The 25,417-nt window shown below is 65.8% G+C and carries 27 protein-coding genes, 1 tRNA gene and 1 pseudogene; 9 read left to right on the forward strand and 20 right to left on the reverse strand.

Features of this window, described 5'->3' with window-relative positions; all coding sequences use genetic code 11:
* The 4 genes and pseudogenes from AC4HOU_RS25080 to AC4HOU_RS25095 form a co-directional block, all read left to right on the forward strand.
* Nucleotides 1–384, forward strand: a pseudogene (locus tag AC4HOU_RS25080) (hypothetical protein); the annotation flags it as partial.
* On the forward strand, nucleotides 384–2,069 hold the full coding sequence (locus AC4HOU_RS25085; protein ID WP_194988993.1) for a replication initiator: 1,686 nt from the start codon (nucleotides 384–386) through the stop codon (nucleotides 2,067–2,069). The pseudogene AC4HOU_RS25080 and the gene AC4HOU_RS25085, both read left to right, overlap by 1 nt.
* A gap of 14 nt (nucleotides 2,070–2,083) precedes the next feature.
* The gene (locus AC4HOU_RS25090; RefSeq protein WP_324191346.1) at nucleotides 2,084–2,302 is read left to right on the forward strand and encodes a helix-turn-helix transcriptional regulator; all 219 of its coding nucleotides are present in this window, start codon (nucleotides 2,084–2,086) and stop codon (nucleotides 2,300–2,302) included.
* Nucleotides 2,302–3,510, forward strand: a complete 1,209-nt coding sequence (locus AC4HOU_RS25095; protein ID WP_490725431.1) for a tyrosine-type recombinase/integrase — start codon at nucleotides 2,302–2,304, stop codon at nucleotides 3,508–3,510. Before AC4HOU_RS25090 ends, AC4HOU_RS25095 begins: the two co-directional genes overlap by 1 nt.
* A gap of 42 nt (nucleotides 3,511–3,552) precedes the next feature.
* Here AC4HOU_RS25095 and AC4HOU_RS25100 read toward each other — a convergent pair.
* Both AC4HOU_RS25100 and AC4HOU_RS25105 read right to left on the reverse strand, forming a co-directional pair.
* Nucleotides 3,553–3,626, reverse strand: a tRNA-Pro gene (locus AC4HOU_RS25100).
* A gap of 156 nt (nucleotides 3,627–3,782) precedes the next feature.
* Nucleotides 3,783–4,154 (reverse strand): VOC family protein, encoded by a 372-nt coding sequence (locus tag AC4HOU_RS25105; RefSeq protein WP_194989354.1) that lies wholly within the window; start codon nucleotides 4,152–4,154, stop codon nucleotides 3,783–3,785.
* A gap of 76 nt (nucleotides 4,155–4,230) precedes the next feature.
* On the opposite strand from AC4HOU_RS25105, the gene AC4HOU_RS25110 reads away from it, so the two are divergent.
* Nucleotides 4,231–4,731, forward strand: a complete 501-nt coding sequence (locus AC4HOU_RS25110; RefSeq protein WP_280498636.1) for a MarR family winged helix-turn-helix transcriptional regulator — start codon at nucleotides 4,231–4,233, stop codon at nucleotides 4,729–4,731.
* Between the two features lie 216 nt (nucleotides 4,732–4,947).
* Nucleotides 4,948–5,355, forward strand: coding sequence for a transcriptional regulator (locus AC4HOU_RS25115; RefSeq protein ID WP_194989356.1), 408 nt, complete (start codon nucleotides 4,948–4,950; stop codon nucleotides 5,353–5,355).
* Between the two features lie 297 nt (nucleotides 5,356–5,652).
* On the opposite strand, the gene AC4HOU_RS25120 is transcribed toward AC4HOU_RS25115, so the two are convergent.
* From AC4HOU_RS25120 to AC4HOU_RS25140, 5 genes are all read right to left on the reverse strand, one after another.
* A complete protein-coding gene (locus tag AC4HOU_RS25120; protein WP_194989357.1) occupies nucleotides 5,653–6,549 on the reverse strand; it encodes an LLM class flavin-dependent oxidoreductase in 897 nt (298 codons plus the stop codon).
* Nucleotides 6,550–6,677: 128 nt separating this feature from the next.
* A complete protein-coding gene (locus tag AC4HOU_RS25125) occupies nucleotides 6,678–7,268 on the reverse strand; it encodes a TetR/AcrR family transcriptional regulator (protein WP_194989358.1) in 591 nt (196 codons plus the stop codon).
* A 45-nt stretch (nucleotides 7,269–7,313) separates the two neighbouring features.
* A complete protein-coding gene (locus tag AC4HOU_RS25130; RefSeq protein ID WP_194989359.1) occupies nucleotides 7,314–7,706 on the reverse strand; it encodes a PPOX class F420-dependent oxidoreductase in 393 nt (130 codons plus the stop codon).
* A 510-nt stretch (nucleotides 7,707–8,216) separates the two neighbouring features.
* Complete coding sequence (locus AC4HOU_RS25135; RefSeq protein WP_194989360.1) at nucleotides 8,217–8,879, reverse strand: cupin domain-containing protein; 663 nt, start codon at nucleotides 8,877–8,879, stop codon at nucleotides 8,217–8,219.
* Between the two features lie 122 nt (nucleotides 8,880–9,001).
* On the reverse strand, nucleotides 9,002–10,576 hold the full coding sequence (locus AC4HOU_RS25140; protein ID WP_194989361.1) for an MFS transporter: 1,575 nt from the start codon (nucleotides 10,574–10,576) through the stop codon (nucleotides 9,002–9,004).
* Between the two features lie 101 nt (nucleotides 10,577–10,677).
* Here AC4HOU_RS25140 and AC4HOU_RS25145 point away from each other — a divergent pair, with 101 nt between their 5' ends.
* Together AC4HOU_RS25145 and AC4HOU_RS25150 are read left to right on the forward strand one after the other, a co-directional pair.
* Nucleotides 10,678–11,388, forward strand: coding sequence for a TetR/AcrR family transcriptional regulator (locus AC4HOU_RS25145; protein ID WP_194989362.1), 711 nt, complete (start codon nucleotides 10,678–10,680; stop codon nucleotides 11,386–11,388).
* 122 nt (nucleotides 11,389–11,510) lie between these two features.
* Nucleotides 11,511–12,866, forward strand: coding sequence for a phosphatase PAP2 family protein (locus AC4HOU_RS25150; RefSeq protein WP_195021650.1), 1,356 nt, complete (start codon nucleotides 11,511–11,513; stop codon nucleotides 12,864–12,866).
* A gap of 139 nt (nucleotides 12,867–13,005) precedes the next feature.
* Here AC4HOU_RS25150 and AC4HOU_RS25155 read toward each other — a convergent pair whose 3' ends face one another.
* Nucleotides 13,006–13,488 (reverse strand): aromatic-ring-hydroxylating dioxygenase subunit beta, encoded by a 483-nt coding sequence (locus AC4HOU_RS25155; protein ID WP_195021649.1) that lies wholly within the window; start codon nucleotides 13,486–13,488, stop codon nucleotides 13,006–13,008.
* The gene (locus AC4HOU_RS25160; RefSeq protein ID WP_195021648.1) at nucleotides 13,478–14,674 is read right to left on the reverse strand and encodes an aromatic ring-hydroxylating oxygenase subunit alpha; all 1,197 of its coding nucleotides are present in this window, start codon (nucleotides 14,672–14,674) and stop codon (nucleotides 13,478–13,480) included. Before AC4HOU_RS25160 ends, AC4HOU_RS25155 begins: the two co-directional genes overlap by 11 nt.
* Before the next feature lie 207 nt (nucleotides 14,675–14,881).
* Between AC4HOU_RS25160 and AC4HOU_RS25165 the strand changes: the two genes are divergently transcribed.
* On the forward strand, nucleotides 14,882–15,673 hold the full coding sequence (locus AC4HOU_RS25165) for an SDR family NAD(P)-dependent oxidoreductase (protein ID WP_195021647.1): 792 nt from the start codon (nucleotides 14,882–14,884) through the stop codon (nucleotides 15,671–15,673).
* 63 nt (nucleotides 15,674–15,736) lie between these two features.
* Here the strand turns inward: AC4HOU_RS25165 and AC4HOU_RS25170 are convergent, their stop codons facing one another.
* The 11 genes from AC4HOU_RS25170 to AC4HOU_RS25220 all read right to left on the reverse strand — a co-directional run bounded on the left by AC4HOU_RS25170 (nucleotide 15,737) and on the right by AC4HOU_RS25220 (nucleotide 25,377).
* Nucleotides 15,737–16,342, reverse strand: coding sequence for an NADPH-dependent FMN reductase (locus tag AC4HOU_RS25170; RefSeq protein ID WP_490725439.1), 606 nt, complete (start codon nucleotides 16,340–16,342; stop codon nucleotides 15,737–15,739).
* A gap of 4 nt (nucleotides 16,343–16,346) precedes the next feature.
* Complete coding sequence (locus AC4HOU_RS25175) at nucleotides 16,347–17,237, reverse strand: VOC family protein (protein WP_195021645.1); 891 nt, start codon at nucleotides 17,235–17,237, stop codon at nucleotides 16,347–16,349.
* A 58-nt stretch (nucleotides 17,238–17,295) separates the two neighbouring features.
* Nucleotides 17,296–18,468 (reverse strand): acyl-CoA dehydrogenase family protein, encoded by a 1,173-nt coding sequence (locus AC4HOU_RS25180; RefSeq protein WP_195021644.1) that lies wholly within the window; start codon nucleotides 18,466–18,468, stop codon nucleotides 17,296–17,298.
* A 26-nt stretch (nucleotides 18,469–18,494) separates the two neighbouring features.
* The gene (locus tag AC4HOU_RS25185) at nucleotides 18,495–19,067 is read right to left on the reverse strand and encodes an aromatic-ring-hydroxylating dioxygenase subunit beta (protein WP_195021643.1); all 573 of its coding nucleotides are present in this window, start codon (nucleotides 19,065–19,067) and stop codon (nucleotides 18,495–18,497) included.
* Entirely contained in the window at nucleotides 19,064–20,389 is a 1,326-nt protein-coding gene (locus tag AC4HOU_RS25190; RefSeq protein ID WP_195021642.1) for an aromatic ring-hydroxylating oxygenase subunit alpha, read from the reverse strand. The genes AC4HOU_RS25185 and AC4HOU_RS25190 overlap by 4 nt, the downstream gene beginning before the upstream one ends.
* A 94-nt stretch (nucleotides 20,390–20,483) precedes the next feature.
* A complete protein-coding gene (locus AC4HOU_RS25195; RefSeq protein WP_195021641.1) occupies nucleotides 20,484–20,816 on the reverse strand; it encodes a non-heme iron oxygenase ferredoxin subunit in 333 nt (110 codons plus the stop codon).
* A 19-nt stretch (nucleotides 20,817–20,835) separates the two neighbouring features.
* Nucleotides 20,836–22,077 carry an NAD(P)/FAD-dependent oxidoreductase gene (locus AC4HOU_RS25200; RefSeq protein WP_490725441.1) on the reverse strand — a complete coding sequence of 414 codons (1,242 nt, stop codon included), beginning with the start codon at nucleotides 22,075–22,077 and terminating at the stop codon, nucleotides 20,836–20,838.
* 51 nt (nucleotides 22,078–22,128) lie between these two features.
* A complete protein-coding gene (locus AC4HOU_RS25205) occupies nucleotides 22,129–22,995 on the reverse strand; it encodes a VOC family protein (protein WP_195021639.1) in 867 nt (288 codons plus the stop codon).
* A gap of 123 nt (nucleotides 22,996–23,118) precedes the next feature.
* Nucleotides 23,119–23,964 carry an alpha/beta fold hydrolase gene (locus AC4HOU_RS25210; protein WP_195021638.1) on the reverse strand — a complete coding sequence of 282 codons (846 nt, stop codon included), beginning with the start codon at nucleotides 23,962–23,964 and terminating at the stop codon, nucleotides 23,119–23,121.
* A gap of 16 nt (nucleotides 23,965–23,980) precedes the next feature.
* Complete coding sequence (locus AC4HOU_RS25215) at nucleotides 23,981–24,619, reverse strand: pyroglutamyl-peptidase I (RefSeq protein ID WP_195021637.1); 639 nt, start codon at nucleotides 24,617–24,619, stop codon at nucleotides 23,981–23,983.
* Nucleotides 24,616–25,377: an alpha/beta fold hydrolase gene (locus AC4HOU_RS25220; protein WP_195021705.1), complete on the reverse strand. Its 762-nt coding sequence runs from the start codon at nucleotides 25,375–25,377 to the stop codon at nucleotides 24,616–24,618. Before AC4HOU_RS25220 ends, AC4HOU_RS25215 begins: the two co-directional genes overlap by 4 nt.
* Nucleotides 25,378–25,417 lie beyond the last annotated feature (40 nt).

The raw sequence follows: 25,417 nt of genomic DNA on the forward strand, positions 1-25,417 counted from the left end.
ATGTTCGAGCGCTGGGTGGCCCGGCGTGCCCGGACCCGGTTTCTGACCTGGTGGCGCTACCGGCTGCGCTGGGACCGCAAACTCACCGCCTGCGGCCTCGCTGTCACCAAGGGCGAGTCGACCAAGGTTCCACGGCTGGTGACGGTGGCTATCGGGGAGTTCTCCGACCGGGTGCGGGTGCGGATGCTCGACGGCCAATGCCCCGCCGACTACGACAACCGCACCTCCCACCTCTGCCACGCCTTCGGCGCTCTCGACTGCCACGCCAGCCTGGCCGGACCCGGCCTCTACGACCTGACCTTCCGACGCTCCGACGCCCTCGCCGCCACCGTGATCCTCCCCCGAGTCGACCACTGGACCAAGGACAAGAACGAGGCTGCCTGATGGAAACGACCAGTGTTGATGTGCCGCAACGCCAGACCGCCGCCGAACGCCGCGCCCTGCCCGACTTCCGGGACGTGGCCGAAGCGACCGCCGAGAAGTTCGATGTGTGCAAGCGGCCGATCCCGATGCGGGTCGAAGACCCGAAGACCCTGACGGTCTCCTACGTCGCCGCCCCCTGCAAATCCACCATCGAATCGGTGTGCCCGGCGTGTGCGAAGCAGGCCCGCTACCTGCGCATGACCCAATGCCGGGAGGGCTGGCACCTGGATGCCGAACCCGTCGAAGAACCCAAGGACCCCACCGAGCAACAGACGGATCTGGTCGCCGCCCGCTCGGATCTGTTCAACCAGTACCAGGGCGCGAAGGCCGAAGACGATGCCGAGCTGATGGCCGGTATCCGCGAGATCATCGAAGATCTTGACCGCGAACTGCGTGACTCCGGGTTCCGGGGCCGCCTGCCCGCCTTGGACGAGAGGCCGGCCACTCGCCGCACCCGCTCGACCCGCCGCCGCCAGGACGCGCCGAACCTGCCGCGCCGCAAGGTCTCCCGCACCACCATCGGCCGCGAGTTCTCCGGCCACCGGCCATCCATGTTCGTCACCCTGACCATGCCCTCCTACGGGGCCATCAACCCTGATGGTGCGACCGGCCCGGACGGTATGCCCTGCTCGGACGGGTCCCCGCGTCGCCCCGACGAGTACGACTATCAGCGGGCTGCCCGTGACATCGTGCACTTCTCCGCCCTGGTGGATCGCTGGATCCAGAACCTGCGTCGTGCGGTGGGCTATGACGTGCAGTACTTCGCCTCGGTCGAACCGCAGAAACGCGGTGCCCCGCACCTGCATATCCTGCTTCGGGGTGCGATCTCGCGTGATCTGCTGCGCCAGGTCACCGCCGCCACCTACCACCAGGTGTGGTGGCCGCACTTCGACCACGAGCAGTACACCGGCGACCGGATGCCGGTCTGGGACCCGGCCGCCATGACCTTCGTCGACCCCGACACCCGCCGCCCGCTCACCGACTGGGACCAGGCTCTCGACATCATGGACTCCGTCGATGAGCTGCCGCCCGCGCACACGGTGCGGTTCGGGTCGCAGATGGACCGCAAACACATCCGGGGCGTGCTCGGTGGCACCCAGGAGGTGAACCGGCACATCGGCTACGTCACCAAGTACCTGACCAAGTCCATCGCCGAAATCGTGGAACCACGCTCGCAGCGCGCCGCCGAGCACTACGACCGCCTCCACGCCGAGCTCCAATACACCCCGTGCTCGCCGCGCTGCGGTGTCTGGCTGCGCTACGGCATCGTCCCCAAGGGCGCCAGCGACAAAACCATCCCCGGCAAATGCCGAGGCAAAGCCCACCGCCGCGACACCCTCGGCCTGCCCGGTCGCCGGGTCCTGGTCTCGCGACGCTGGTCCGGCAAAACCCTCCCAGACCACAAGCAGGATCGGGCCGAGTTTGTTCGGCAACTGCTCGCCCGAGTGGGGATCGAGAAGCCCGACACCTCACACCTGCGGGTCAGCCCGGTCCAGCCCGGCGACCAATCCGTGCCGCCACGCGATCACCTGATCATGGCCGCCATCGCCCAACGCACCGCCTGGCGCGCCCAATACACCAATGCCCTGCTCGCAGCGGCACCACCAGACACACAAGACCTTTCAGCAATCCAGTCAGCAGCGTAGGTAAGGGGAGAAAGATGGATACTCGGTTGGTTGACGGGAAGTGGTATACGACGGCAGAACTAGCCTTGGTACTCGGTATCGATCCGTCCAGCTTGCGACGCTGGCGCACCGCGAATCCGCCGTACGGGCCTGCGTTTGTCCGGGTGTCCGCGCGCGTGGTGAAGTATGCCGCCGCTGATATCGAGGCATGGTTGCAAAGTCGGCGAACTGATCCCACGGAAGTGGCTGCGTAATGAGCAAGGTTCCGAATATACCTGTGGGCGTCCGCCTTTCGTCAGACATCGAGGAGCGGAAGGACTACGGGCGCCGGCATTTCAAAGCTCGAGTTCGTTGGGTTGACCCGGTGACGAAGAAGCGGCATTCGGTGTCTGAGCCGTTCGAGACGCGCGAAGAGGCGGAGCAGTGGATTGCGAATCTTGAGCTCAAGGCGGCTCAGGGCGTCGACCCGAAGACAGCCACCATGCGGCTTGCCGATTACGGCAACGCGAACATGGATATGGCGCTTCGGGGCCTGGAGAAGAAGACCCGCGATCCGTACATGGCTGGCTGGCGGAAGCGGGTAGTGCCCACCTTGGGCCACCTGCCGGTCGCCATGATGACAAACGGGGCGGTTGACCGAGCGGTAGTGGGCTGGATCAGTGACGGGGCCGGAAAATCGACGGTGAAGAACAGCCTTGCCGTGCTGGTCCGGGTCATGGAACAGGCAAAGCGCGACAACCTCCGTGAGACTAATCCGGCTCGCATTCGTGGCTGGCAGAAGTTGTACGAGCAGATTGAGGACGAGTTGGACGATCCGCGTTCGCTCGCGCTGCCCAACTGGTCGGCGCTGGTGACCCTGGCCGATGCGCTGGTGGCACGTTCGGCGGGCCATTATCAGGGCTGGGGCGATGTCGTGATCTTTGCTGCTTGCACAGCGTCGCGAATCGGGGAGGTCTCCGGCTGCCGCGTCGGAGACATCGACACCGAAACCTGGACATGGCGAGTGCGTCGGCAAACGACACCCTCACCGGGCGGCCTGGAGGACAAGGGCACCAAGGGTAACCGTGCGCGATACGTGCCGTTGATCGAGGAAGTTCGCGAGATCGTCGCGAAGCGGCTCGACCGTGCCGGGGCCAACCCTGACGCCCGTTTGTTCGTCGGTCCTCGCGGTGGACGCATCGCGACTGGGGTTCTCCGCGACGCAACCCATTGGGATGAGGTCGTGGAAAAGCTCGGATACGAACACCTTCGGCGTCACGATCTTCGGCACACCGGCCTGACGTGGATGGCCGATGCCGGGGTGAGTCTGCATCTGCTCCAACAGATAGCCGGCCACGCCGACAGCCGGACCACTGAGCGATATCTACACCCGGACCGATCCGAGATCGTCGGGGCTGGTGACAAACTCTCCAAGCACCTGCGGTCCCGTTCTGGTCCCGCTCTCAGGGTCGTCGGGGAATGAAGAAACCCCCTCTGATGCAGGTCAGAGGGGGTTTCTTGATTGTCGGGCTGACAGGATTTGAACCTGCGACCACTTGACCCCCAGTCAAGTGCGCTACCAAACTGCGCCACAGCCCGTTGCGCCGCGTTTCCGGGCGCTCGAAGAGATTACCTCAGGGGGTGTCTGGAGAGCTAATCCGCTGGTCAGAGGGCACTTCGGAGGGAGTGGCACAGAGTGGGCGGCGCTGTCCGGCAGATGGAGGCCGGTGCGCGCGGGGTGCGGTGAGCGCCGACTCACGGAACCGCGGTGAACAGCTCGTAGCTGTGACCGTCCGGGTCTCGGACGTAGACGCCGCGGCCGCCGGACAGGTGGTTGATCTGGCGGTCCCAGCCGTGTTCCGGGCCGGAGCCGTAATCGACTGCGGGCCATGTTGCCAGCTTCGTGAGCACTGCGTCGAAGGTTTCGTCGTCGACGAGGAAGGCGTAGTGGCCGGGGGCGAATCGGGCGCGATCGTCGAAGTCGAAGGTCAGATCGTCGTTGATGTGGACGGGGATGAACGGGCCGGTCGGAGCGGATACCGCCAGTCCCAGCAGGTCGGCGAAAAACGTTGCCGCGATCCGCTTATCGGTCGCCGGGACGATTGTGTGGTTGAGAACGATGGGCATCGTTTCCTCCTGAGTCATGAGCATTTGCATGCGATACGCATACAAATATAGGTGCGGAACGCATACAATGTCGAGGGTGAGTACACGTGATCCTCGGAACGTTCCGCCCAAGACAGGCAGCGGCGACGCGGTCGACGGCGGTCCGGCGCTGTTTCGGCTGGTCCGTTTCTGGTCGCGCCGCTGGAGCAACCAGGCTCTCGCGCAGGTCGCCCAGGAACCGGACGGAGAGCTGCGGCGGGTGCAGCACATCCAGGTCGTAGAAGCCGTCGCCGCGGTTCTTCAGAGCGGTACGGAGGCGGCCGTCACCGACGTCGCCGAGCAGCTCGGCCTCGATCACTCCGGCGCCAGCCGGATGGTGCGCGACGCCGTGGTGGCCGGATATCTCGCGCGCCGAGAATCCGCACGCGACCGTCGCCGAGCCGTCGTTCAACTCACCGACAGCGGACTCGACCTGCTGGCCGCGTCCCGCGATTGGCAGCGCCGCTCCTTCGAACAACTCACCGCAACGTGGAGCGAAGAGGACCGCCGCCGATTCGCCGGCTACCTGCAACGCCTGGCCGACGAGACGACTCGGTGAGTCGTCATGCCGCGAGCCGTTTCGAGCTCGCGGCGTGACGGAATCCCCTTGCCACGAGAGGATTTGCGCGCGACCAATATGCGCTCGCAGGCGGCGGCCCGGCCTCGATGGCCAGAACACCCCGTACTCTCGACCCGACCGAATCCAGCCTCACGGCACGAGGTCGCCCGACAACCATCCAGGCGGTTGTGCGACGCGCTGTAGTACACATGAGGTGTGGCAAGTCCTCCTTCTACGCGACCGCTGCTGACCCCGGTGTTACTGACCGTGGCGGCGGTCGGATGCACGGCGGTAGGCGCGTGGCAGTGGTTCCGGCTCGAGGGCGCGATCGCTCTCGACCACAACGTCGGCTATGCGCTGCTGTGGCCGCTGTTCGGTCTGTTCCTGATCGTCGCAGCCTGGGCCCACCGACGACCGCAACGCGCCTTCGCCACCGCCGTATCGACGTCGGCACGCCTGAAAGCCACTGCAGCTCGGGAACTGCCGCCGGGCCTGCTGCCCGACCGCGCCGGAATCCCCATCGAGAACGATCCCGCGACCACCGCCTACAACACCTATCTCGCCAGATTGAACGACAGCGAACTGCACCACCGGCTACGCGAGGCCGGCCTCGACAGAACCTGACCGCGACCGCCGCACGCCCACTTTTGTGAAACTCACACATTTCGCAACCTGGCTGGCTATATTCCAGCTACGCCGGACAATCGGCGATGAGAAGCGGAGGAAGACCGTGGAATATGTCGGCTCTGTCGCCGGAATCTTGCAGATGATCATCGGCACCATCCTCGCCAACACCGGATCGGGCGGTTCGGGCTCCGGCTGGTGAACCGGCGGATTCGGCTCGTCAACGGCGAGCCGAATCCACTCCCCTGCCCCCGGCCGGATCGAAGTGGCGGCGCTCCAGGTGAGGCCGACGGCGGATCAGCCGGCAGCTCGACGAGCGGCGACCGCTGATCGGACCGCGGGGGCGACCTTCTCGGCGAACGTCCGGATCTGGGTCACGTCGTCGGCGGGGTGGCCGAACAAGAATGTGTCCATCCCGAATTCGGTGGCAAGGCTCGTGAGTTCCCGAACCCACTGATCGACCGGACCGCTGAATTGCGCCGATTCCGCGCTGCCGATCTCTCCGAAGACGTTGTAACCACGCAGAATCGACCCGGGGTCCCGGCCGGCCTCCCGTGCGGCCTGATCGATGACGGCATTGCGCTCCGGAAGCGCGCTCGGCGGAATGTAGGTGCTCGAGGGTATCCAGCCATCGGCTCGCCGGCCGACCAGCCGCAGCAAACGCGGCCCGGAGACCCCGAGCCAGATCGATATCGGATGCGCGGGCCGCGGACCCGGATGGGCGCCGGACAGTCGGTAGAAGTGGCCATCGAAACGCACCGCCCGCTGGTCCGACCACATCAGCCGAATGACCTCGACCGCCTCCTCGAGCGCGGTCGCGGCCTCCGCCTTCGATCTGGCCGCACCGCCCATCGCCGCGATCGCCTCCCAGAACGCGCCCGCCCCGAGCGCGAGCTCGAAACGTCCACCGGACAACACATCCAGTGAAGCCGCCGACTTGGCCAGCACAGCGGGCGGACGCAACGGGAGATTCACCACGTCCGGAACGACCCGCACCCGCTGCGTACGAGCCAGCAGCGTCGACATCAGGGCCCACGCGTCCAGGAACCGGGCCTGATACGGATGGTCCTGCACCGCGATGAAATCCAAGCCGGATTCGTCGGCGAGCTCGGCCACCTCGAGCGTGTTGCCGAGATTCGCGACGGCGGGATTGACGAATACCCCGAATTGGAGATCACGCCCGTAGTCCGTCACTGTGCGCTCCTCTCACGGAACTTTCGACAGCTGGCAGGTCGCTTCCCGAGAATAGGCGCGAACAGCCGGCGAACGTGGGTGAACGCGCTGCTCGGACGCCATCGCATTCTCGCATCGAATCGCGCCGACTAGGAAGTGACGCCCAACGGGGGCGCCGCGAGGGCAGGCAGCACGAGACCGTCGATGACGCGTTCGATGAACGCGCTGTCGACCGGTTCGGCCTGCACGGTGATGCGATGAAAGGTGAGTGCCGGAAACAGCGAACCGATCAATCCCAGATCGTGGCCGGTGGCGATCTCCCCGCGATCGGCCGCGCGAGCAACAATGGCGGCGAATGCGTCGAGGTGCGGCGTGGTGATCGCGGCGCGGACGGCTTCCCGAAGAGCCGGCTCGCGGTTCATCGCGGTGAGCAATCCGCCGACGACGGCGTCGCGGCGGCTGTCCGGATCATGCCAGGCCGCGGCCAGGGCGACCAGGTCGGCGCGCAGGTCCCCGGTATCCGGGACGGGATCGATGCTGTGCAGCAGTGCGATCGCATCGGCGACGAGTTCGGGTTTTCCCGGCCAGCGCCGGTAGACCGTGGTTTTCGCGGTACCGCAGTGGCCCGCCACGGCATCGATGGTCAGCCGGTCGTAACCCACCTCCGCCAGCAGGGACTGGGTCGCCAAGAGCAGATCGCGATCGAGGTCCGCGTTGCGCGGGCGTCCCGGTTTCGACATGGCGGTGATCCTTTTCGCTCGAAGGTGCGACGCGCGCACCGGGCCTCAGACGTTACGGGCGTGCGTGCCGGGCCCGTCGATCCCCCAGGAAAGGATTCGGCGCGGGGCGATCCGGAGGACGTCGCCACTGAGCCCGCCCTCGGTCGATCCGGCACCGGGATGCGCGCTCGCGACACCGCGGACCTCGATTCCATAGGCCACCGGCGGAGTGACCGACTCGACGACGTCGACGATGAACGCCACCCGCGGGTTGTGCAGTACATTGCGCCACTTCTGGGTGCTCGCCAGCGCATGACCGACGATCTCGATGCCGGTGCCGTCGGCGGTGAGATGCACGCCGACCGGCCGGATCTGCGGCACTCCCGCGGCGCTGATCGTGCACAACCTGCCGATCGGCTGGGTGCGAAGAAACCCGAGCTCGCCTGCTGTGAACGACACGGTGCCACCTTCCGTAATTCAGATACGCAACTGTAGCGTATCGGATCGGTCGGGCGGTTGGCTCCATGAGGGATTCCCGAGGCCGCTCATCACACAGCGAACAGTGAGTATGGCGTCCGAGCCACCTCCACGGCGTTGCCGAGCCGACCGGCGGCCCGGCAACGCCGTCGTAGGCGTGATCGACGTGGAAACGTCGACGGACCGCGCGCCTCCGGGAAATCCTCGCCGGCGGCATAGCCGCTGGCAGCTTCCGCAGCGACCAAGACCCGACGCCGCCGCGCTGATGATCCTGGCCTGCCTGGACACCCAGCGGATCCCACTCAACCGCGGCGGCGAACTGTCCGCCGCCGTACGACAGATCCTGCCGTTCATCACCTTCGGCGTCGCGGCCGACGAATGCCGCGGGAAAATGTCCGCGGAATCCCGCTGCCCTGACGCCGGACGACGCGGACGCTGTGGCGGGCACGATGTCGATCTGCCACCTGGCGCCAGTGCCGTGATCCGGTGCGGTCACGCCGGTGGTTCGGCGGTGCTGTGGCGCAGGTGCGCCCACGCGATCGCCGAGCCGGGGTCGGTCACCAGGGTGCCGCCGGTCCCCGCCGGCAAGTAAACGAATTGTCCTCGGCGCACGGCGAGGTAGGATCCGCCGTCTGCGGCGGCACGGTGCTCGGAGGCTCTGTGATCGACGTGGATCGTGAACTGCCCTTCGACAGCCACGATTACCGAATCACGCGGGACACGGAACTCGATGGAGGCTGCCGCGGGCGTCCGCCTGAAGCCGATGCCTAACCGAGGCTCCGCCGACCTGCCCGCAACCGCGGGCACGAGCGACGCCTGCCCCACCCGGTGGTGCCGCCCGGCGGCAGCGTGTTCGCCTGAGAACACCGTCGCCGCAGGACCTTCGGTCGATCGCGCGACGGCCGATTCCCATGCGCCGCGGTCGATATCCCAGGCGGGCGGGTAGGCCAATGCGACCATTTCCAGATCGTCGTCGATCCGGAATTCGCCGCGAGTGGCCGGATTCAGATGAATGAGATCTCCCGGGCGGGCGGCGACAACATCGTCCGCGCCGTCGATGGTCATCGTCCCCGCCATGATGATCCAGACCTCCTCGTAAGGCGCGGCAAGCGGGGCACGCGCACCGACGGCCATCCGGGCGAAACCGGCGCTCAATCGGCCATAGTCGGCATCCACCGCCGCACCGAGCTGGATGCCGCCGTCGATCCGTTCCCAGGCGCGCACATCGTCGGAAGTAAACCTCCGCATCTGCCGTACCGGGCCCATCTCGGTTCCTCTCATCCGACGCAGACGGGGCGTGCCCGCCGCTGTTCGTTTCGGTGGGCGTACAGGATCAGCCCCGCCGTCAGTGCCAGCACGACCGCGCCGATCCCGGCGAACACCTGGATCCCGAAGCCGACCGCCGCATCGACGACCGCGGGCAGCACGGGGTCGCCGACCGAAAGCCGGCCCACCACAGTGACGCCTTCGTGCATGCCAGAACTCAGGGCTCGACCGACCGACCCGGACACGGTGCCGGGAAGATGGCCCGTCAGATAATGCCGGTACGCGGCGATTCCGATCACACCGGCCGCGGCGATACCGAGGGCCGTGCCAAGCTCCCCGCCGACCTCCTGCGCCGAGGCCGCCGAGCCGGTCTTCTCTTCGGGCGCGCCGGCGATGATCAGGTCGCTGACCAACGCGCCCGCCGCGCCCTGACCCCACCCGACCACGGAGATCGCCGCCACGATCGGCGCCGCCGACGCGGCCGGGCCCGCGAGCGCCGCCAATCCGACCGCACCGCCCGCGGCGACGAGTAGCGCGGCGGCCACGACCATCGCCGGCGGCCACCGGCGCGCGAGGCCCGGCGCCAGCATCGCGCCGGCGATATTCGCCACGATGTACGGCAACGTCCACAGGCCGGCTCGCAGCGGCGTCAGCCCGGCGACCAGCATCAGGTACTGCGTGAAGAGATAGAACATGCCCGTCACGCCGATGCCCATCAGCAGCAGCGTCACAAGCGCTACCCGCACTTGCCGGCTGCCGAGGATCGCGAGGTCGAACAACGGCTCGCGTATCCGGCCCTGGCGTCGCAGGAACAACACCAGGATTCCGGATCCCGCCAGGACACACAGTAATTGGAGCCACACAGGCCCACCTTCCGCGGATCGCCCTGCGGCCAGCTCCTGGAGGCCGTAGACGATCACCAGCATTCCCGTGACAGACAGGGCGACACTGATCGGATCGATGCGGGTGCGATTGCGTTCCGCCCGTTCGGGAAGCAGCCGCGGGCCGGCCAGCAGCAGCGCAACGAGGGGCGGGATGTTCACGAGGAAGACCGCGCCCCACCAGAAATACTCCAGGAGCAGCCCGCCCAGCACCGGACCGATCGCCCCACCGACGGTGAACGCGCTGAAGGCGATGGCGATCGCCAGGCGGCGTTGCGTATCGTCACCGAACATCGCGCGCAGCAAGGAGAACAGGGCGGGCATCAGGGTGGCACCGGCGATTCCGAGGGCCGCGCGGGCGATGATCAGCCCCTCCGCGGTCTGTGCGTAGGCGGCGGCCAGGGAGAGTACGGCGAAGAACGCCGATCCGATCAACAGCAGCAGGCGGGGGCCGATGCGATCACTGAGGCGACCGGCCGTGACCAGGAACCCGGCGATCAGGAATCCGTATACGTGGGTGATCCACAGCAGCTGCGAAGAGCTGGGTTCCAGGTCGGCGCTGATCGCGGGCAGGGCGAAGAACAGCACGGTCAGATCGGTCGCCAGCGCGAGCATCGGCAGTAGCAGCAGCGCCAGACCCAGCCACTCACGGAGGGTCGCTCGGGCCGGGCGGCTCGACGGGAGGGTCTGTTCGCGTGCGCTCATCGCGCCTCCTCGGTTTCGTTACAAGCTGTGTTGTTACGCAACTCGAAGCATAGCAGTATCCGTTACGATTCTGTCTGTAACGAATCCGTAGACTGGCCGTTATGACGAATGCGCAGCACACGAGTGGCGGACGGCCGGGCGGTCGCCCCCGCGACGCGGGCATCGCGACCGCCGTCACCGCGGCCACCCTCGAACTCCTGGAGAACAGCGCCTATTTCGCCGTGAGTGTCGGGGAGATCGCGCGCCGTGCCGGCACCACCCGGTCCGCGATCTACCGACGCTGGTCCGGGCGGCCCGAACTCGTCCTCGCCGCCATCGAGAGCCGGCTCGACACCCCGCTGCCACCCGACACCGGATGCACGCTCTGCGATATCGCCGACGGCCTCACCCTGTTCCTCGCCGCCTACCGCACCATCGCCCCCGAGGTGTACAGCGCCCTGTATTCCGAATGCGCAGCCGATCCCGAACTGCGCCGACGATACCTCGACACCGTGATCGAGCCATCACGTAAGGCGGTGCGGGAGATGCTGCTTCGCGCCGTCGACCGCGGCGACCTGCGCGACGATGTGGACATCGAACGAATGCTCGACCTCATCGCCGCCTTCGTGCACTACCGCGCCCTGTTCGGCAACCATCTCGACGACGAGGACGCCGAACGAGCCATCGAAACGATCATGCGCGGCGCCGCCGTGGACTACGACGCCCTACTGGCACACAGCCAGTCCATCCAGGGCGACCATCTCGACGCCGCGGGAGCGCACCACGTACACATCGACGACGTACCGAGCTCGTCCGCGATACCGGAGCCTTGACCAGCGGTGACGCCACCAGCTCGCGGCGACGTCCCCTCCTGCCGCCCAGGCGTTTTCACCCACCGACGGTCTCCGTCAAGCGTCCCGTCAAGCCGTGTTCACCGAGTATTTACGATGTCCGAATGCTTATTCACGACACGCACGGCAGTTCGACCTCACCTCCGGAGCCGGCGGAAGTCGAACAACTCCGGGAGCGTCGATTCTCGCCGTTCGTGGTGTGGGGCGGCATCGCCGCCGCTGTGCTCGTACTCGTCGCGGGTCAGCTCATGGCCGTTCACATCCACGCTCTCGGCCCGTTGACCAGCCTCGTTCGTGATTACATCGGAACGCCCAAGTCGGCGACGACGCCGTGGGCGGGCTTCCTGCTGGCGCTGGTCGGTGTCACCAGCCGGGTGCGGGTGAGCGCACTCGCGGCCGCGGTCGCCATCGACCTCGTCTTCGTCGCGGTTCGGGCGTTCGACGGCCGTCCCTTCACCGTCGGCAACGGACCGACCATCGTGCTGACGGCGCTGGCGCTGATCGCCGCCCTGCGGTGGAGTGGTGCGCGACGACGCACGGCACTGCACATGATCGCGCTCGGCGCGCTGCTCATCCTCGCGACCAAGGTCGGCGATGTCTGGTTGGACGTCACGGCCTGGGCGTGTCCGCAGGTGCTCGACCCGTACGTGGAGGTGGCCGATCGCGCGCTCGGCAATCCGTCCTGGATCGTCGGCCATGCGCTCGAGCTGGCCGGGCCGGTGCCGACGGGGCTGGTGCGCTGGGTGTACTTCGAGCTTCCGGTGGCCGCCATCGTCGTCGCCGTCTGGCAGTTACGCGGCGTGACCACAGGTAGGTGGCCGCAGCACCACCTGGTGCGGACATTCTTGGCGATCGGTCTCATCGGCCCGATCTTCTACGTGATCTTCCCGGTCGTCGGGCCCGTGCTCGCGTTCGGACCATGGGGAAACGGCATGGAACTCGCCGACGTCTGGCCGAATACCGTTCCCGCGCTCCCCATCTCGGTCGAATCGATGCCGTTCGACGCCATCACACCGCGTAACTGCATGCCGTCGCTGCATACCGCATGGGCCCTCGCCCTGTTCATCCATTCACGTCGCGGACCTGTCTGGTTGCGCTGGGGTGGCGCCTTCTGGCTGGTGTGCACCCTCACCGCGACCCTCGGCCTCGGCGCCCACTACGGCCTCGACCTCGTGGCCGGCGCCGCATTCTGCCTGACCATCGAGTCCGCCCTGCGCGACCCCGGCCGAGGCTGGGACCGTCAGCGCGTGCTGGTGGTGGCGATGGGAACAGCCACTTTCGCCGCAGTGCTGCTGTGCATCCGCTACTTCGCGATGCCGATGGCGACCCACCCACTCCCCTTCGGTATCGCGATCCTCGGCGCGCTCACCGCATTGTCGATCGTGTTCTACCGAACCTGGTTCGCTCCGGGACGTGCGGAAGCCTTTGCGGGCGGAACACGTGAGCCTCAACATCGCTGATGTGAGCAGAGGTGGCGGCCCCCGCCGCCGAGTCCGAGGGCCTCACCCGATTCAGGGTGAGGCCCTCGAGCGCTTCCAGTGGCTGAGTCGCCGGGAGACCCGGCCCCTCGTGAGAGACCTATCGATCTCCATCTCGGAGTTACAGCGGATAGACGAGATATCGCGCCGGCATGCTGTCCAGGCAGACTCGACGCTGCGCGAAGCGAGGGTCACCGGCGGACAAGTCGATCAGATCGTCGTAGTATCCGGCGGCGAGCAACCCCGATAGCACATCGTTCTCGGTGTAGCTGACCTGGAAATGCGCCCGGACACGCCAGCGTCCGTCGTCGAGGCGCGTGGCTCGGGTGCGCTGCGTGACGTGGCGGGTACCGTACGGCTCCACCGTGCCCGCCCACACCTCCGTGATGAACTTGACCCGGTCCAACACGCGGGCGCGGTTGTCGTCGTACATATAGGCCAGCGGTAGCCCGCGGCGCAGGTTGTCGAGAGTGTGCACGGTGTAGGAGCATTCGGACGCGAACAGATCAGGCCAGCGCTGCCAGTCCTGTTCGTCGACCACATCGCTGTATCTGCCGAGCAACTCGTCGACAGCCAGGACTTCCTGGTCGGTCTCAACGATCAAAACCCATCACCTTCCGGTAGTAGGCCCAGCCGACGGTGTTGCCGATCTCGTCGTTCTGGGTGGCGTCTTCGGGACGTCCGTCGACGCCTTTGACGAAGCGCGCAAGCGTTCCGTCCCGAGCCGTCTGCTGTTGACGGTTGAAGACCGCCGCGTCTTCGATCGTGATGAAGCCGCTGGGCCCCAGCAGATTCGACGCCTGACGGACACGATGCTCCCGGTACTCCTGGCTGTCGTCGACATGCCCGAAGAATGCGTAGTCCACTTCGGTGCGGTCCACGCCGCGCGGCCGGGCGAATCGCACGTTGATGGTGTCGACGTGTTTGGTCATTACCGTGACCGGCCGCAAGGCCACCACCCTGGCGCGATCATCGGTACCGCGAAACTGGACGACGCTCGGATCGGCGAGGTAACCGTTGTCCACGTACGGCGTGCTCTGGTAGCCGACCGAGAAGTGTCCCACCGGCTGGGTGATGCGCACCTCCCCCTTGCCTCCTTGCCAGCCGAGTATCCGAAAACCGGTGTGCAGCAGGGGCGCGTGGTAGAAGTCGTTGTCGAAGTATGTTTTCCAGTTCGCCTTGTAGACGACCTTCTGGTATCCGAGCAGGGTGAGATCGCCGTCATCGAGCAGACAGTCGCGCACGGGGTTGGCGCAGGCGCCGAGAAATGCCTCCAGGAGTGGAGTGTCCGGATGCCTCGTCACGAAGATCAGCCCGGCCAGCTCGGCTACTCGCAGTTCCGGCAGCGCGTAGTCCTTCCGGTCGAAGTCGGAACGGAACTCGCGCTCGCCCGGCGCACCGCAGAACTCACCGTCGCTGTTGAACAGCCATCTGTGGTACGGACATTGAAATTCTGTCGCCACGCCGGCTGCCCGCTGTTCCAGCAGCGTGCCCCGGTGGGTACAGGTGTTGATGAAAGCACGGATCCGGTCTCGTGGCCCCCGGCTGACGATGATGGGCACCTCACCGAGCCACGTGGTCTTGAAGCTGTTCACCTCCCCCAGTTCGGCGCGGTGCGCCACCGGGTGCCAGTACGGCCCGTAAAAGATCCTTTCCAGTTCTTCCTTGTATACGAGCTCGTCGGAGAAGATCTCCTTCGGAAGGTCGAGCGGGTTGGTGAATTTTGCGGCGATCACCGCCCGAACCTGCTCGTAGTCGCTCGATATTTCCGTTTCGGTCGCGTGCGCCATGCGCCGGCCTCCGCATCGATTCGTAACGGGCAACGCTGGTCGGCGGATGCGACAACATACAAAGCTGCCCTGGCGATTCCGGCACACAGAACATTTCTCTGCCGGTGTCGAAAATCCTATGTTTTGATTCCGCCCGGGTCAACCCCTCAATTATTCGAAAAACGTTGTGCCACACGCTGGAAAGGCAGAGTTGACGTGAACTCACATATGAGCAGCCCGCGATCGGCCGGTCGCACGGCATTGATTACCGCGGCGGGCGCGGGAATTGGGCGCGCGATCGCGATCGAGTGGGCAGCACGCGGCGGAGCGGTAGTCGCCGCCGATCTCCGGGCCGAGGACGCAGCGCAAACAGCACGGCAGGTGCGCGGTCTCGGCGGACGATCGGTGGCCACCACCGCAGATGTCACCGATCCGGACTCCGTCACGTCGATGCTTACCGTCGCCCTCGACGCGTTCGGTGGCGTCGACGCCCTGTTCAATGTGGCCGGCGCCAGCCTGCCGAGACGGGTCGACGAGATGGCGGACGACGACTGGTACCGGATGATCGACATCAACATGACCTCGGTCTATCGTTGTTCCAAGCTCGTCATCCCGCACATGCGCAGCTCCGGCGGCGGCAGCATCGTCAACATCTCCTCGACCGCCGGCCTGCTCGCCGAGAACCGCTGCGCTGCCTACAGCGCGGCCAAGGGCGGGGTGCTGCTGTTGACCAAGAACATGGCAATGGACTACGCGGCGGACGGGATCCGCGTCAATGCGGTCTGTCCGGGGAGCACGATGACTCCACGCATTCGCGACTATCTGGATCGCGTTCCGGGCCACGAGAAAATGATCGAGGATATGTGCCCGATGCGGCGTTACGCCGATCCCGAGGAAATCGCCCGGCCGGCAGTATTTCTCGCCTCGGACGATGCCAGTTATATCACCGGCGCGGTGCTCGCGGTCGACGGTGGCCTGACCGCTGGAAAACGCTTCTCGATCTTCGATGATGCGACGTAGCCCTACGGCTTCGCCCCGGCATCCGATTTTCCGGATGCCGGGGCGAGATTATCGGCGCAAACGCTATTCGGCCGAGACGGCGACGGTGAGTGAATTCGAGGTCGAAGGCGCAACGCTCATCGCACACACCTCCCGGCCCACCGTACGCAACTGAAACGCAACGGGCTCGTCGAGCTGCCGGCCGTATGCCACTCGCGTCGCCGCGGAATTGATCGCCGCGCCCAAAGGTGTCGGCCAGCCGCGCAGTGCGTGCACGATACTGCGAAGTGTCTGCAGCGTAGTCACGGCGGCCTGCCATCCGTATGCCGTGGTGACGCAGCCGACGGCGCGGCCGGACAGATACGGCTGCTCGTCGTCGCGCATATCCTCGACATAGTCCAGGGCATTCTTCACCAAGCCCGACACCGAGCCGTGGTATCCGGGTGAGGCAATTACCACGCCGTCGGCTATGCGCAACGCGTCGATCAACTCGCGCGCCTCGGCCACCGGCGGATGGTCGGGATCGTACATGGGCAGCCGCGCGAGCGTCGACGCACCGAAAAGTGCTGTGCGGGCGCCGTGCTCACGGGCAGCGTCGAGGGCAATGCGAAGGGCCGATTCGGTGGAAGACGCCGGCCGTAGCGTTCCGCCAAGGCCGACGATGAACGGTGAGGTAGCCGGCTCGGACATCTCCTCACACCATCTTCATCAGACCGTCGTGGCCCCAGGCGAAGCCCGAACCCAGCGCGTAGTTCTCGGTGGTCCAGGTCTGCGGGTCGACCACCCGCGGTCCCCAGCCGTACTCGAAATGCCACCCCGAGGGGTTGCGGAAATAGAACGAGAAGACGTGATCGTTCTGATGACGGCCCGTCGAGGTCGAGGTGATACCGCGTTCGACGCAGAGGTCGTAACTGTGCCCGACGTCGTCGATGCTGACCGTCTCGAACATCACGTGCTGGATGCGGCGCGTAGCTTCCGGGATATTCATGAACGCCAGCGAATGGTGGCGAGCGTTGCAGTGCAGGAACGCGGCGAACGGCCCGACATCAGGAATATGGGCGAAGTCGCTGACGCCGAAACCCAGTACTCGGCAGTAGAAGTCGGCCGCTGCGACGACGTCGGCTGCGTAGAGAACCACATGTCCCATGCCCATATCGCCGGTGTTGAAGCCGGCGAGGTCGCGTGTGGGCCGGAACTTGGGCAGGAAAAGCTTCTCGTGCCCGAGCACCAACTCCATGCGTACCCCGGAATACGGGCAGGTGAAGAAGACGAATTCCATAACCCGCCGGTCGGCTGCTTCCTCGGCGGATCCGGCCGTCACCTCGACACCTGCGGCGTCCAGCTGCGCGGCCGCAGCTTCGAGCGCTGCCTTCGACGCGACATCCCATCCGACGTAAGCGACGTCGTCCTCGTGACCGGGCCGCACCCCGATCCGGTGATGACGGTCGTCGGCTCGGACGTAGAGCAAGCGATCGGAGCTATCGCGGGAGACCTCGAGGCCGAGCACCTCCGTCGCATACTGTTTCCAGGCCGGGACATCGCTCGACGTCCCGACGACATAACTGAGTTGGCTGACAGCCGCCATGGATCTACTACTTTCCGGGATCTGGATGAGTGGGAAGGGCGCGGCACCCGACGCGGCCTCAGAACACGACCAGTTTCGGGTCGCGCTCGAGCCCGAGCGCGACCCGGCCGTAGTGCTGGAAGTTCGCGCGGGTGAAGGAGACGTGACTGGCCATCATGTGGATGTCTCGCCACTTCTGCTGCATCGGACTGCTGTCTTTGAAGCCTGAGGTTCCGCTCAAATCGAACAGCCTGTCGACGGCGCCGGTCAGAAGTTCGGCGGCGCGGTTGTAGTCGCGCAGTATCTGCGCGCGGTCGGCGAGCTCGAGTCGGCCCGGCGCACGGGCCGCATCGAGAACCTGTTGGATCGCCAGCTCGGCCAGCTCCAGATCGGCGGAGGTGCGCGCGACCGCCTCCTGGACGACTTCCGAGCCCGAGGTCTGCGCCCGGCCACGTGCCCACTCCACGAAGTGGTCATAAGCATCCAGTGCGGTGCCCATCATCGGGCCGAGGAAGGTGAGGCCGGCATGCAATGCCAGCGGCTGACTGTAGAGCGGGCCTTGATTGACCTCACTGCCCGGCCCCTCGCCGGCGACCAGCGCCGCGGCCGGCACGACGAAACCATCCGGCACGAAGACATCGTCGACAACGATCGTCTTGCTCCCCGTGCCGCGCATTCCGGCTGCGTACCAGTCGTCGTCGATGGTGTAGTCGCCCGGCCGCACGAGGAAATGGTGATTGGCCGCGCGCCCGGCATCTTTGATCAGGCCGCTCACGATCACCCACGATGCGTGGTCGACCCCGCTGGCGAAGCCGTGCCTGCCCGTCAATCGGTATCCGCCGTCGACCTTGTGCACGGTGGCGGCCGGAGCCAGCGAGGCGGCAATGCACGTATCGGGCCCGTCGGACCACACCGCCTCCTGCGCGACCCGCGGAAAGTACCCCACCATATGGGCATCGTGGGGCAGCAACGCGGCGCACCACGCCGTGGACGCACATGCCCGTCCGAGTTCCACGGCTACGGCATACATCGTGTCGAGCGACAACTCGTCACCGCCGTAGCGACGTGGGGCCAGAATGCGGCCACCGAGGCCTGCCGCGATGATCTCGTCGATCGACTCACGGGGCACCGCCCGCTCGGCCTCCGTTCGGGCGGCTCGCGCCCGAATCCGTGGCGCGAGTTCACGGGCGCGGTCGAGCAGGACCTCGTGCAGTGCCAGATCGGCAGTGCGATCGATATCGGGGGCTACCATGGCAATCCCTCTCCATTTCGGGCGCGCTAGAACAGCACACTCAGGTTTTTCGACTGCACGACGTTCTGATCCAGCAGGATCGTGCGCTTGGCGATCTTGAAACTCGAGCCGTCGACGCGCAGGACGTCGCGGCGCTCGCCTGCCCAGATATCGGTCTCCGATTCGAGCCGATTCCGGTAGACCAGGAAATTGCACGTGATATCGAATTCCGTGGCCCCATCGGCCTGTCCGCCGTCCGCACGCGGCGCAACGATGACATTCGTGACCAGATGCCTGCACCGTGACGGCGGATCCTCGGCCCAATGGGTACCGGAGTGCATCTGGTTCACCCGCATGCGCAAAGATTCGTAATCGTCGTAGAAGTGGGCCATTTCGATGCCCTTGGGCACCTCGTCCTGGTCACGCTGGCGGCGCAGCCGGTTCTTGCGTACCGGCATCCAGTACAGGACATCCTCGGCGAACAGCTCCAGCCAGCGGCTCCACTGCCACCGGTCGAGCAGCTGTGCCTCATGGTAGAGAAACTGCTCGATGCGGTGCTGCCGGACGACAGTGTCGATTTCCGCGCCGGTCGTGGGCGCGAGAACCTGGTCGACGGTCATCGGACTGCCTCCGTCGCGCTCGCCGCGGCAAACGGTGCGGCATCGGTGCGTTCCTCCGGCGGAATCTGCGGCCAGGCTTCGGTCGTCATGAACTCCAGCCATCGCCGATAGAAGCCGCGCTGGCCGGCTTCACCGAAGAACGAGTCGAAGTACTCTCCCGGGTACTCCGGATGCTCACGTCCGGTCCCGAGCCCCATTTCGTAGTTCCATGCCATCTTGCGGGCCTGGTAGCCCTGTTCCAGGACTCCACCGATCATGCCCCAGTTCTCGCCGTCGTCGGTCTCCACGACACCGGCTGCGCCCTCGGTGAACGATGCCGAGACCTGTTGTGCCCGTTTGGCTTCTTCGGGAGCGTCCTTCTCGACCACGGTGAACGACCAGATCTCGAACTTGGTCGGGCCCTTGGGGTGCCAGACCCGGAGATTCGCCGAACCCGGTAGTCCGGCGAAGTTCGGGAAGGCGTTGAAATTCGCGACCATGTCCGCACGATCGCCTACCCGTTCCCGCGCGATTCGGCGCTTCTTCTCGTTGTACTGGCCCAGCGGATCGTCGGCGAAGCGAGTATGGCGTTCGAAGAGGAAGCTCTCGCCGTGACCTTCGCGCAGCGATACATGAGCGCCGTCCTTGGCATCGAATCCAGGACCGAAGGACAGCAGCGAGGACAGGTGACTGGTGGTGGCGTGATAGGTGTCGCCGGCGAACTGCTCGGCCGCGAGTTTCCAATTGGCGTTGATCGTCCACTTGATCGCGCCCGGCAACACCTCGATACCGCCTTCGGCGTGGTCGACCCAGCCGTCGATATAGAACTTCAGTGCACCGAGGTATTCGTGCAGTGACGGGGCCGCCGGGTCGAAGTTGCCGAAGATCAAGCCCTTGTAGGAGTCGACCTGCGCGACCTGGATCAGGCCGTTGTCCTCCAGCGACAGCTTGTCGAAATAGGCGTCCTCCAGATTCGGGACGCCCACCAGCTTGCCCGCGCTGTCATAGGTCCAGCCGTGATAGGTACACATGAACGACCGCGTGTTACCTTCCTCGGCGCGGCAGACACGCATACCTCGGTGGCGGCAGACGTTCAAAAAGGCACGCACGCTTCCGTCGGGTTGACGGACCACCAGCACCGGGTCACCACCCATATAGGTCGCGAAGAAATCGTGCGGGTTCGGAATCATGCTGTCGTGGGCGAGGAACAACCAGCTGCGACCGAAGATGCGCTCCTGCTCCATTTTGTAAATTTCGTCGCTGACGAAGATCTCGGGCCCGATACGGCCCTCTTTCCAATTCACCAACGATTGCAGATAATCGGCAGCAACGGCCACGATCATCTCCCTTCAGTTACACGTCGAAATCGTTGTCCTACAGGTAATCACCAGAGCCGGGAACGGTCGATCCCGATGTTCTGGGCGCCGGAACGACAATTCAGCTTCCGATGTCGACGTACACGGCGCCGTCGACGACCTGCACGGCGTATTTGGCGAGTGGCTCCGACGCAGGCGGCGCCGTGACGGCTCCGGTCTTGATACAGAACTTCGCGAAATGCCAGCCACACTCGATCTGACCGTCTTCGATGAATCCTTCATCCGCGAGTGAGGATTTGTCGTGTGAGCACCAATCCGCGGTCGCGTAGAATTCGCCGTCGATGTTGTAGACCGCGATCGGTGGATTGGTGTCCACACGTGTGACGTTGCCGGGCGTGAGGTCGCCGACCGCACATACCCGGACCAACCTCTCCGACTGCTCTGTCGATGTCATCTGTCTCTCCTTTCGGACGCTAGGCGCCACGCGTGCGTACTGCGCTGTCCCCGATGCCACGCAGGTCGACGGCGGGATCGGCGAGTAGAGCGGGATCCGGTCGCGCCTGTTTGCCGATCATGCTCATCGCCATGCGCACCTCACGCCTGCGGTTCACGCCGACGACGCCGGCCAGTAGGCCCTGGTGCAAGTGGAACGCGGTGAATTCCATCGACTCCGGCTCACCGCGCCACACCACCGCATCGGTCGGGCGCATGTGGCCGGCGGCCTGGATGTTGACCTCGCCCTGATCGGACCAGAACCACGGCACTTCGTCGGAGGATTCGCGCCTGCCGAGCATGGCCCTGGCCGCGGCGATGCCCTGGTTCTGGGCGTTCTGCCAGTGCTCGAGCCGAATCCTGCGCCCCGAGCGTCTGTCGGCCCGGCAGGCGACATCGCCCGCGGCGTAGATCCCCGGCACCGAGGTTTCACCGAATTCATCGACGACGATCCCGTTTTCGATGTCGATACCGGCACCTGCTACTGCGTCCACGGCGGGCGTTACTCCGATGCCGATCACCACGAGGTCGGCGTCGATGGCTGCGCCGTCGGCGGTATGGACCTGTCGCACCCGGCCTTTCCCCGATAAGCCGGTGATTTCGGCGCCGGTTCGGATGCACACCCCGCGCTCGGAGTGCCAGCGGGCCAGCCGGTCTCCGATCTGCGCACCCAGGACGCGGCGCAGCAGTCCCGCCTCACGTTCGAGCACGGTGACCGCATTGCCCATTGAGACCGCCGACGCCGCGAGTTCCATGCCGATCAGGCCGCCGCCGACAATGACCACCGATCCGCCTGCCCGCAAACGGTCGCGGATCGCGATCGCGTCATCGACAGTGCGGAGGAAATGGACGCCTTCCACATCGAGGCCCGCGATATCCGGCCGACGCGGTGCCGTGCCGGTGCACAAGAGCACCTTATCGGCTCGCAGTGCCGCGCCGCTGTCGAGCTCGACCCGGCGTTCACTCGGGGCCAATCGGGTCATCCGGACCCCCAGCAGCAACTCGATGTCGTTGTTCGCGTAGAACTCGGCCGGATGCAGATGCGTCTGCTCGGGCTCCTTCCGCCCGAGGATCACTTCCTTGGACAGTGGTGGACGGTCATAGGGCAGATGGAATTCGTCGCCGACCAGGACGATACGGCCTTCGAAGCCCTCGGCGCGCAGTGTCTCGGCAGCACGGGCGCCGGCCAGGCTCGCACCCACGACCACATAGGTTTCGGTCATCGGTGCACCCCGGCGATGTGCTGATGGCGGCTGCGAGTGCGAATTCGGTCGTCAATCACGGTGATGCCCCCACAGGCTGGTCGCGTCGTAATTCGAGACCCGCCACGTGGCATCGTCGACCAGGCGGCCGTCGTAGCCGTATTCGACCTCCGAGCCCGACGGGTTCTTCATGAAGAACGAGATCGCCAGGTCATTGGAATGACGGCCGAGCGTCTCGGTGAGGGTGACGCCGTGGGCGTGTACCTCGTCCAGCGCACGGCCGACGTCGTCGATGTCGTCGACCTCGAGCATGAAATGACCCAGTGCCGGAGCCAGGTCCTCGTTCTCCACGAACGCGAGGCTGTGATGGCGCGGGTTGACATGGAGAAAGTGCACCTTGCGGCCGTGGAATTCGATGGTGTCGCTCAGGCGGAAGCCGAGAACGTCGAGGTAGAACCGCTTGGCCGCGGCGAGCTCGGTGACGAAGAAGAACACATGGCCGAGGCCGAGGTCGCCGGTGACGAATCGGACACCGCGTGGCGAGACGAACGGTTTCTTCGGCACACGAGCGCCGTAGAAGAACTCGAGCCGGTGGCCGTCGGGGTCGGCGCAGCGAAACAGTTCCTCGACGCCGCGTTCGGCGGCACAGGACGGATCGTCTTCGGTGGCGACACCTGCGGTAGCCAGGCGGGCTCTGACTGCCTCCAGTGCGGACCGGTTCGCCACTTCCCAGCCCACATACGCGGCTCCGCCGGCCTCGCCACGATGGATTGCGAATCGCCAGCCGCGCTCATCGGCCCGCAGCAGGACAGTGTCCTCGCCGGCTTCTTCTGCGACGGAAACGTCTTGCAGGCCGAGGATTTCGGTGCCGTAGCTGCGCCAGGCCTCCACATCCGTCGCGGTGAGGCCCACGTAGCCGAGCCCGACAACTTCAGTCATGTTCGGTGTTGCCTTCCTGGTGGATCAAACCGGAAACCGCTGGCTCCGGTGAATGTATGCAGCTTGGGCCGACTCCCAACGCCGGACAACGGCGACGATCCGCATGCCGGAACGTGCGGCGCGTCATCGCCGGAGAAACGCGCGGACCGCCGCGACGAACGCGGACGGCCGTTCGAACGGGGACCAGTGCCCGCAGTTGTTCAGCACGACCAGGTCTGCGGCGGGCAGCCGCCCCAGCAGCATCAACGCACCTTCGAGCGGAACCATGCGGTCGGAGCGACCGTGCACGATCAGCGTCGGCGCAGCGACCTCGGCTAGTGCGGCGATATTGCTGCGTGCCACGATCGTCGACCGGTTCCAGGTGTCGGCATGCTCGGGTTCTCGGCGCCGCCACCGGTACAGCTGCTCGACGAGCCCATCGTCGATCGTGCCGGGGTCGTGCACGATCGCGCGCAGCAGGCGCGCGATGTTGGCACGGTCAGGCGGCTTCGATTGGCATTCGTCGAACAGCCGGCCGACCTCGGTCGGCGCGGGACCGAGCAGATAGGGGTCGCCACCGGTGGACGCACTGCAGCCACCGATGACCAACCGTTCGACGCGCTCGGGCGCGGTCATCGCGAGATCAATAGCAACGGTGCCGCCCGTCGAGACTCCGATCAGCGTCACGGCGTCCAATTCGAGCTCGTCCAACACGGCGAGGGTGTTGCGAGCGTACAAATCGTGCACCGGCTCATGGAATTCGCGGGCTGCGCTGCGGCCGAAGTTCGGATAGTCGACGAGCACGCAGCGGTGGTCCGCCGCGAGATCGACCAGGACACGATGATAGGTGAGCCACGCCGTGGTACCGGGCAAGGGCCCGAAGGCCTGACCGAAGACCAACGGCGGGCCGGACCCCACGTCGTGATAGTGCACGGCGCTGCCATCGACCTCGAGGTAACGACTGGTGGATTCTTCGGTGAATTCGGTCATTTCGCATGTCCTCGGATCAACTGATCGCACCGGCACCGAGATGGAGATCCGGTCCTCGATGCGTTACCGCCACCGAAATGGCCAGTCGCACAGATTCTTCGAGATCCGATGGCGACATGGACGGCGGTGGCGGTAGTTCCGCCGCCGCCCTGGCCGGCGTCGCGGGGAGGTGCACCATTCCGGCGCGGGCCGAGCAGAGGTGGCGCGCGAGATACATCGTTTGGTTGCACAGATAAGTGCCCGCCGTGTTCGAGACGTAGCCCGGAATGCCCGCCGAATGCCAGCCGTCGACGATGGCCTTGATCGGCAAGGTGCTCAGGTACGCGTCCGGTCCGCTCGCGTCGATCGGGCGGTCGATGGGGATGTTGCCGTCGATGTCGGGTATCGGGAAGTCCCGCATGTTGATCGCGACTCGTTCGACAGCCGGGCTCGCCCGCCCCGGCGCCACGCCGGTAACCAGGACGACGTCAGGGCGTATCTCGTCTATTGCCTCGACGAGCACGGCGCGCACTTCCTCTGTGGCGACCGGAAGCACACGGCCGACGACGTCGGCGCCCTCGACTCGGGCACCGTCGAATCGCCGCGCGATCACCCCGCTCGGATTGTCGGTTTCCTCGGCGTAGGCGCCGAAGCCGGTGAGCAGAACCCGATTCATGCGTCCGGGTCCGCAGCGCACCGCTGCTGGAAAGCAACGAACTCGGTGACGAACTGTTCGGCACGCTCGAGCATCACCGAGGACTGTGTGAGTCCGGGCGCGATGAACAGCTGAGTGTCCGGAGCCTGCTTGTGCCAGATGAACGCGTCGTCGACGGGGTGGATCGCGTCGTCCAGATCGCCGCGGCAGACCAACGTCGGCACGGTGATCTTCGTCAGATTCGGACGCAGCGTGTAGTACTCCTGGAATTCGGCCGTGCCGCGTGTCTTCGCGTAGAAATCCACGGCGTCACGCCAATCCGCTCCGTGCAGTTGCCGCCATTCCTCGGCCTGCGCGCTGTCCGGATCGACGGTCGTGAACACCGTGTTGAGCGAGGCGTTGCCGCTTACGCTGAGACCGACGATCGGCGCGTCGACCGTCAGTGTCCGGACCCGGGCAGCGTTCTCCAGTGCGAGACGGCCCGCGATGCGCGAGCCGAGTGACACCCCCGCGACGTGGACCCGGTCCAGCCCCAGCTCGTCGAGCAGCCGCCACAGGTCGGCTACCCATGTCTGCGGTCGAGTCAGCGGCGCCACCCGCTGGCTACGGCCGAGTCCACGCAGATCGGGAACGATCACCCGATAGTGCGCGGCCAGTCGCGGGATCAGTTCGCCGAACCAGCGTCCGGACGCCGCGGCGCCGTGTACCAGCAGCACCTCATCCCCGGTTCCGTGCTGCTCGTAATAGATCTCGACACCATCGATCGCCAACGTGGCCATGAAATGGAATCCCTTTCCGTCGTCCGCTGTGGTGACAGCA

This window comes from Nocardia sp. JCM 38205, from assembly GCF_058222935.1.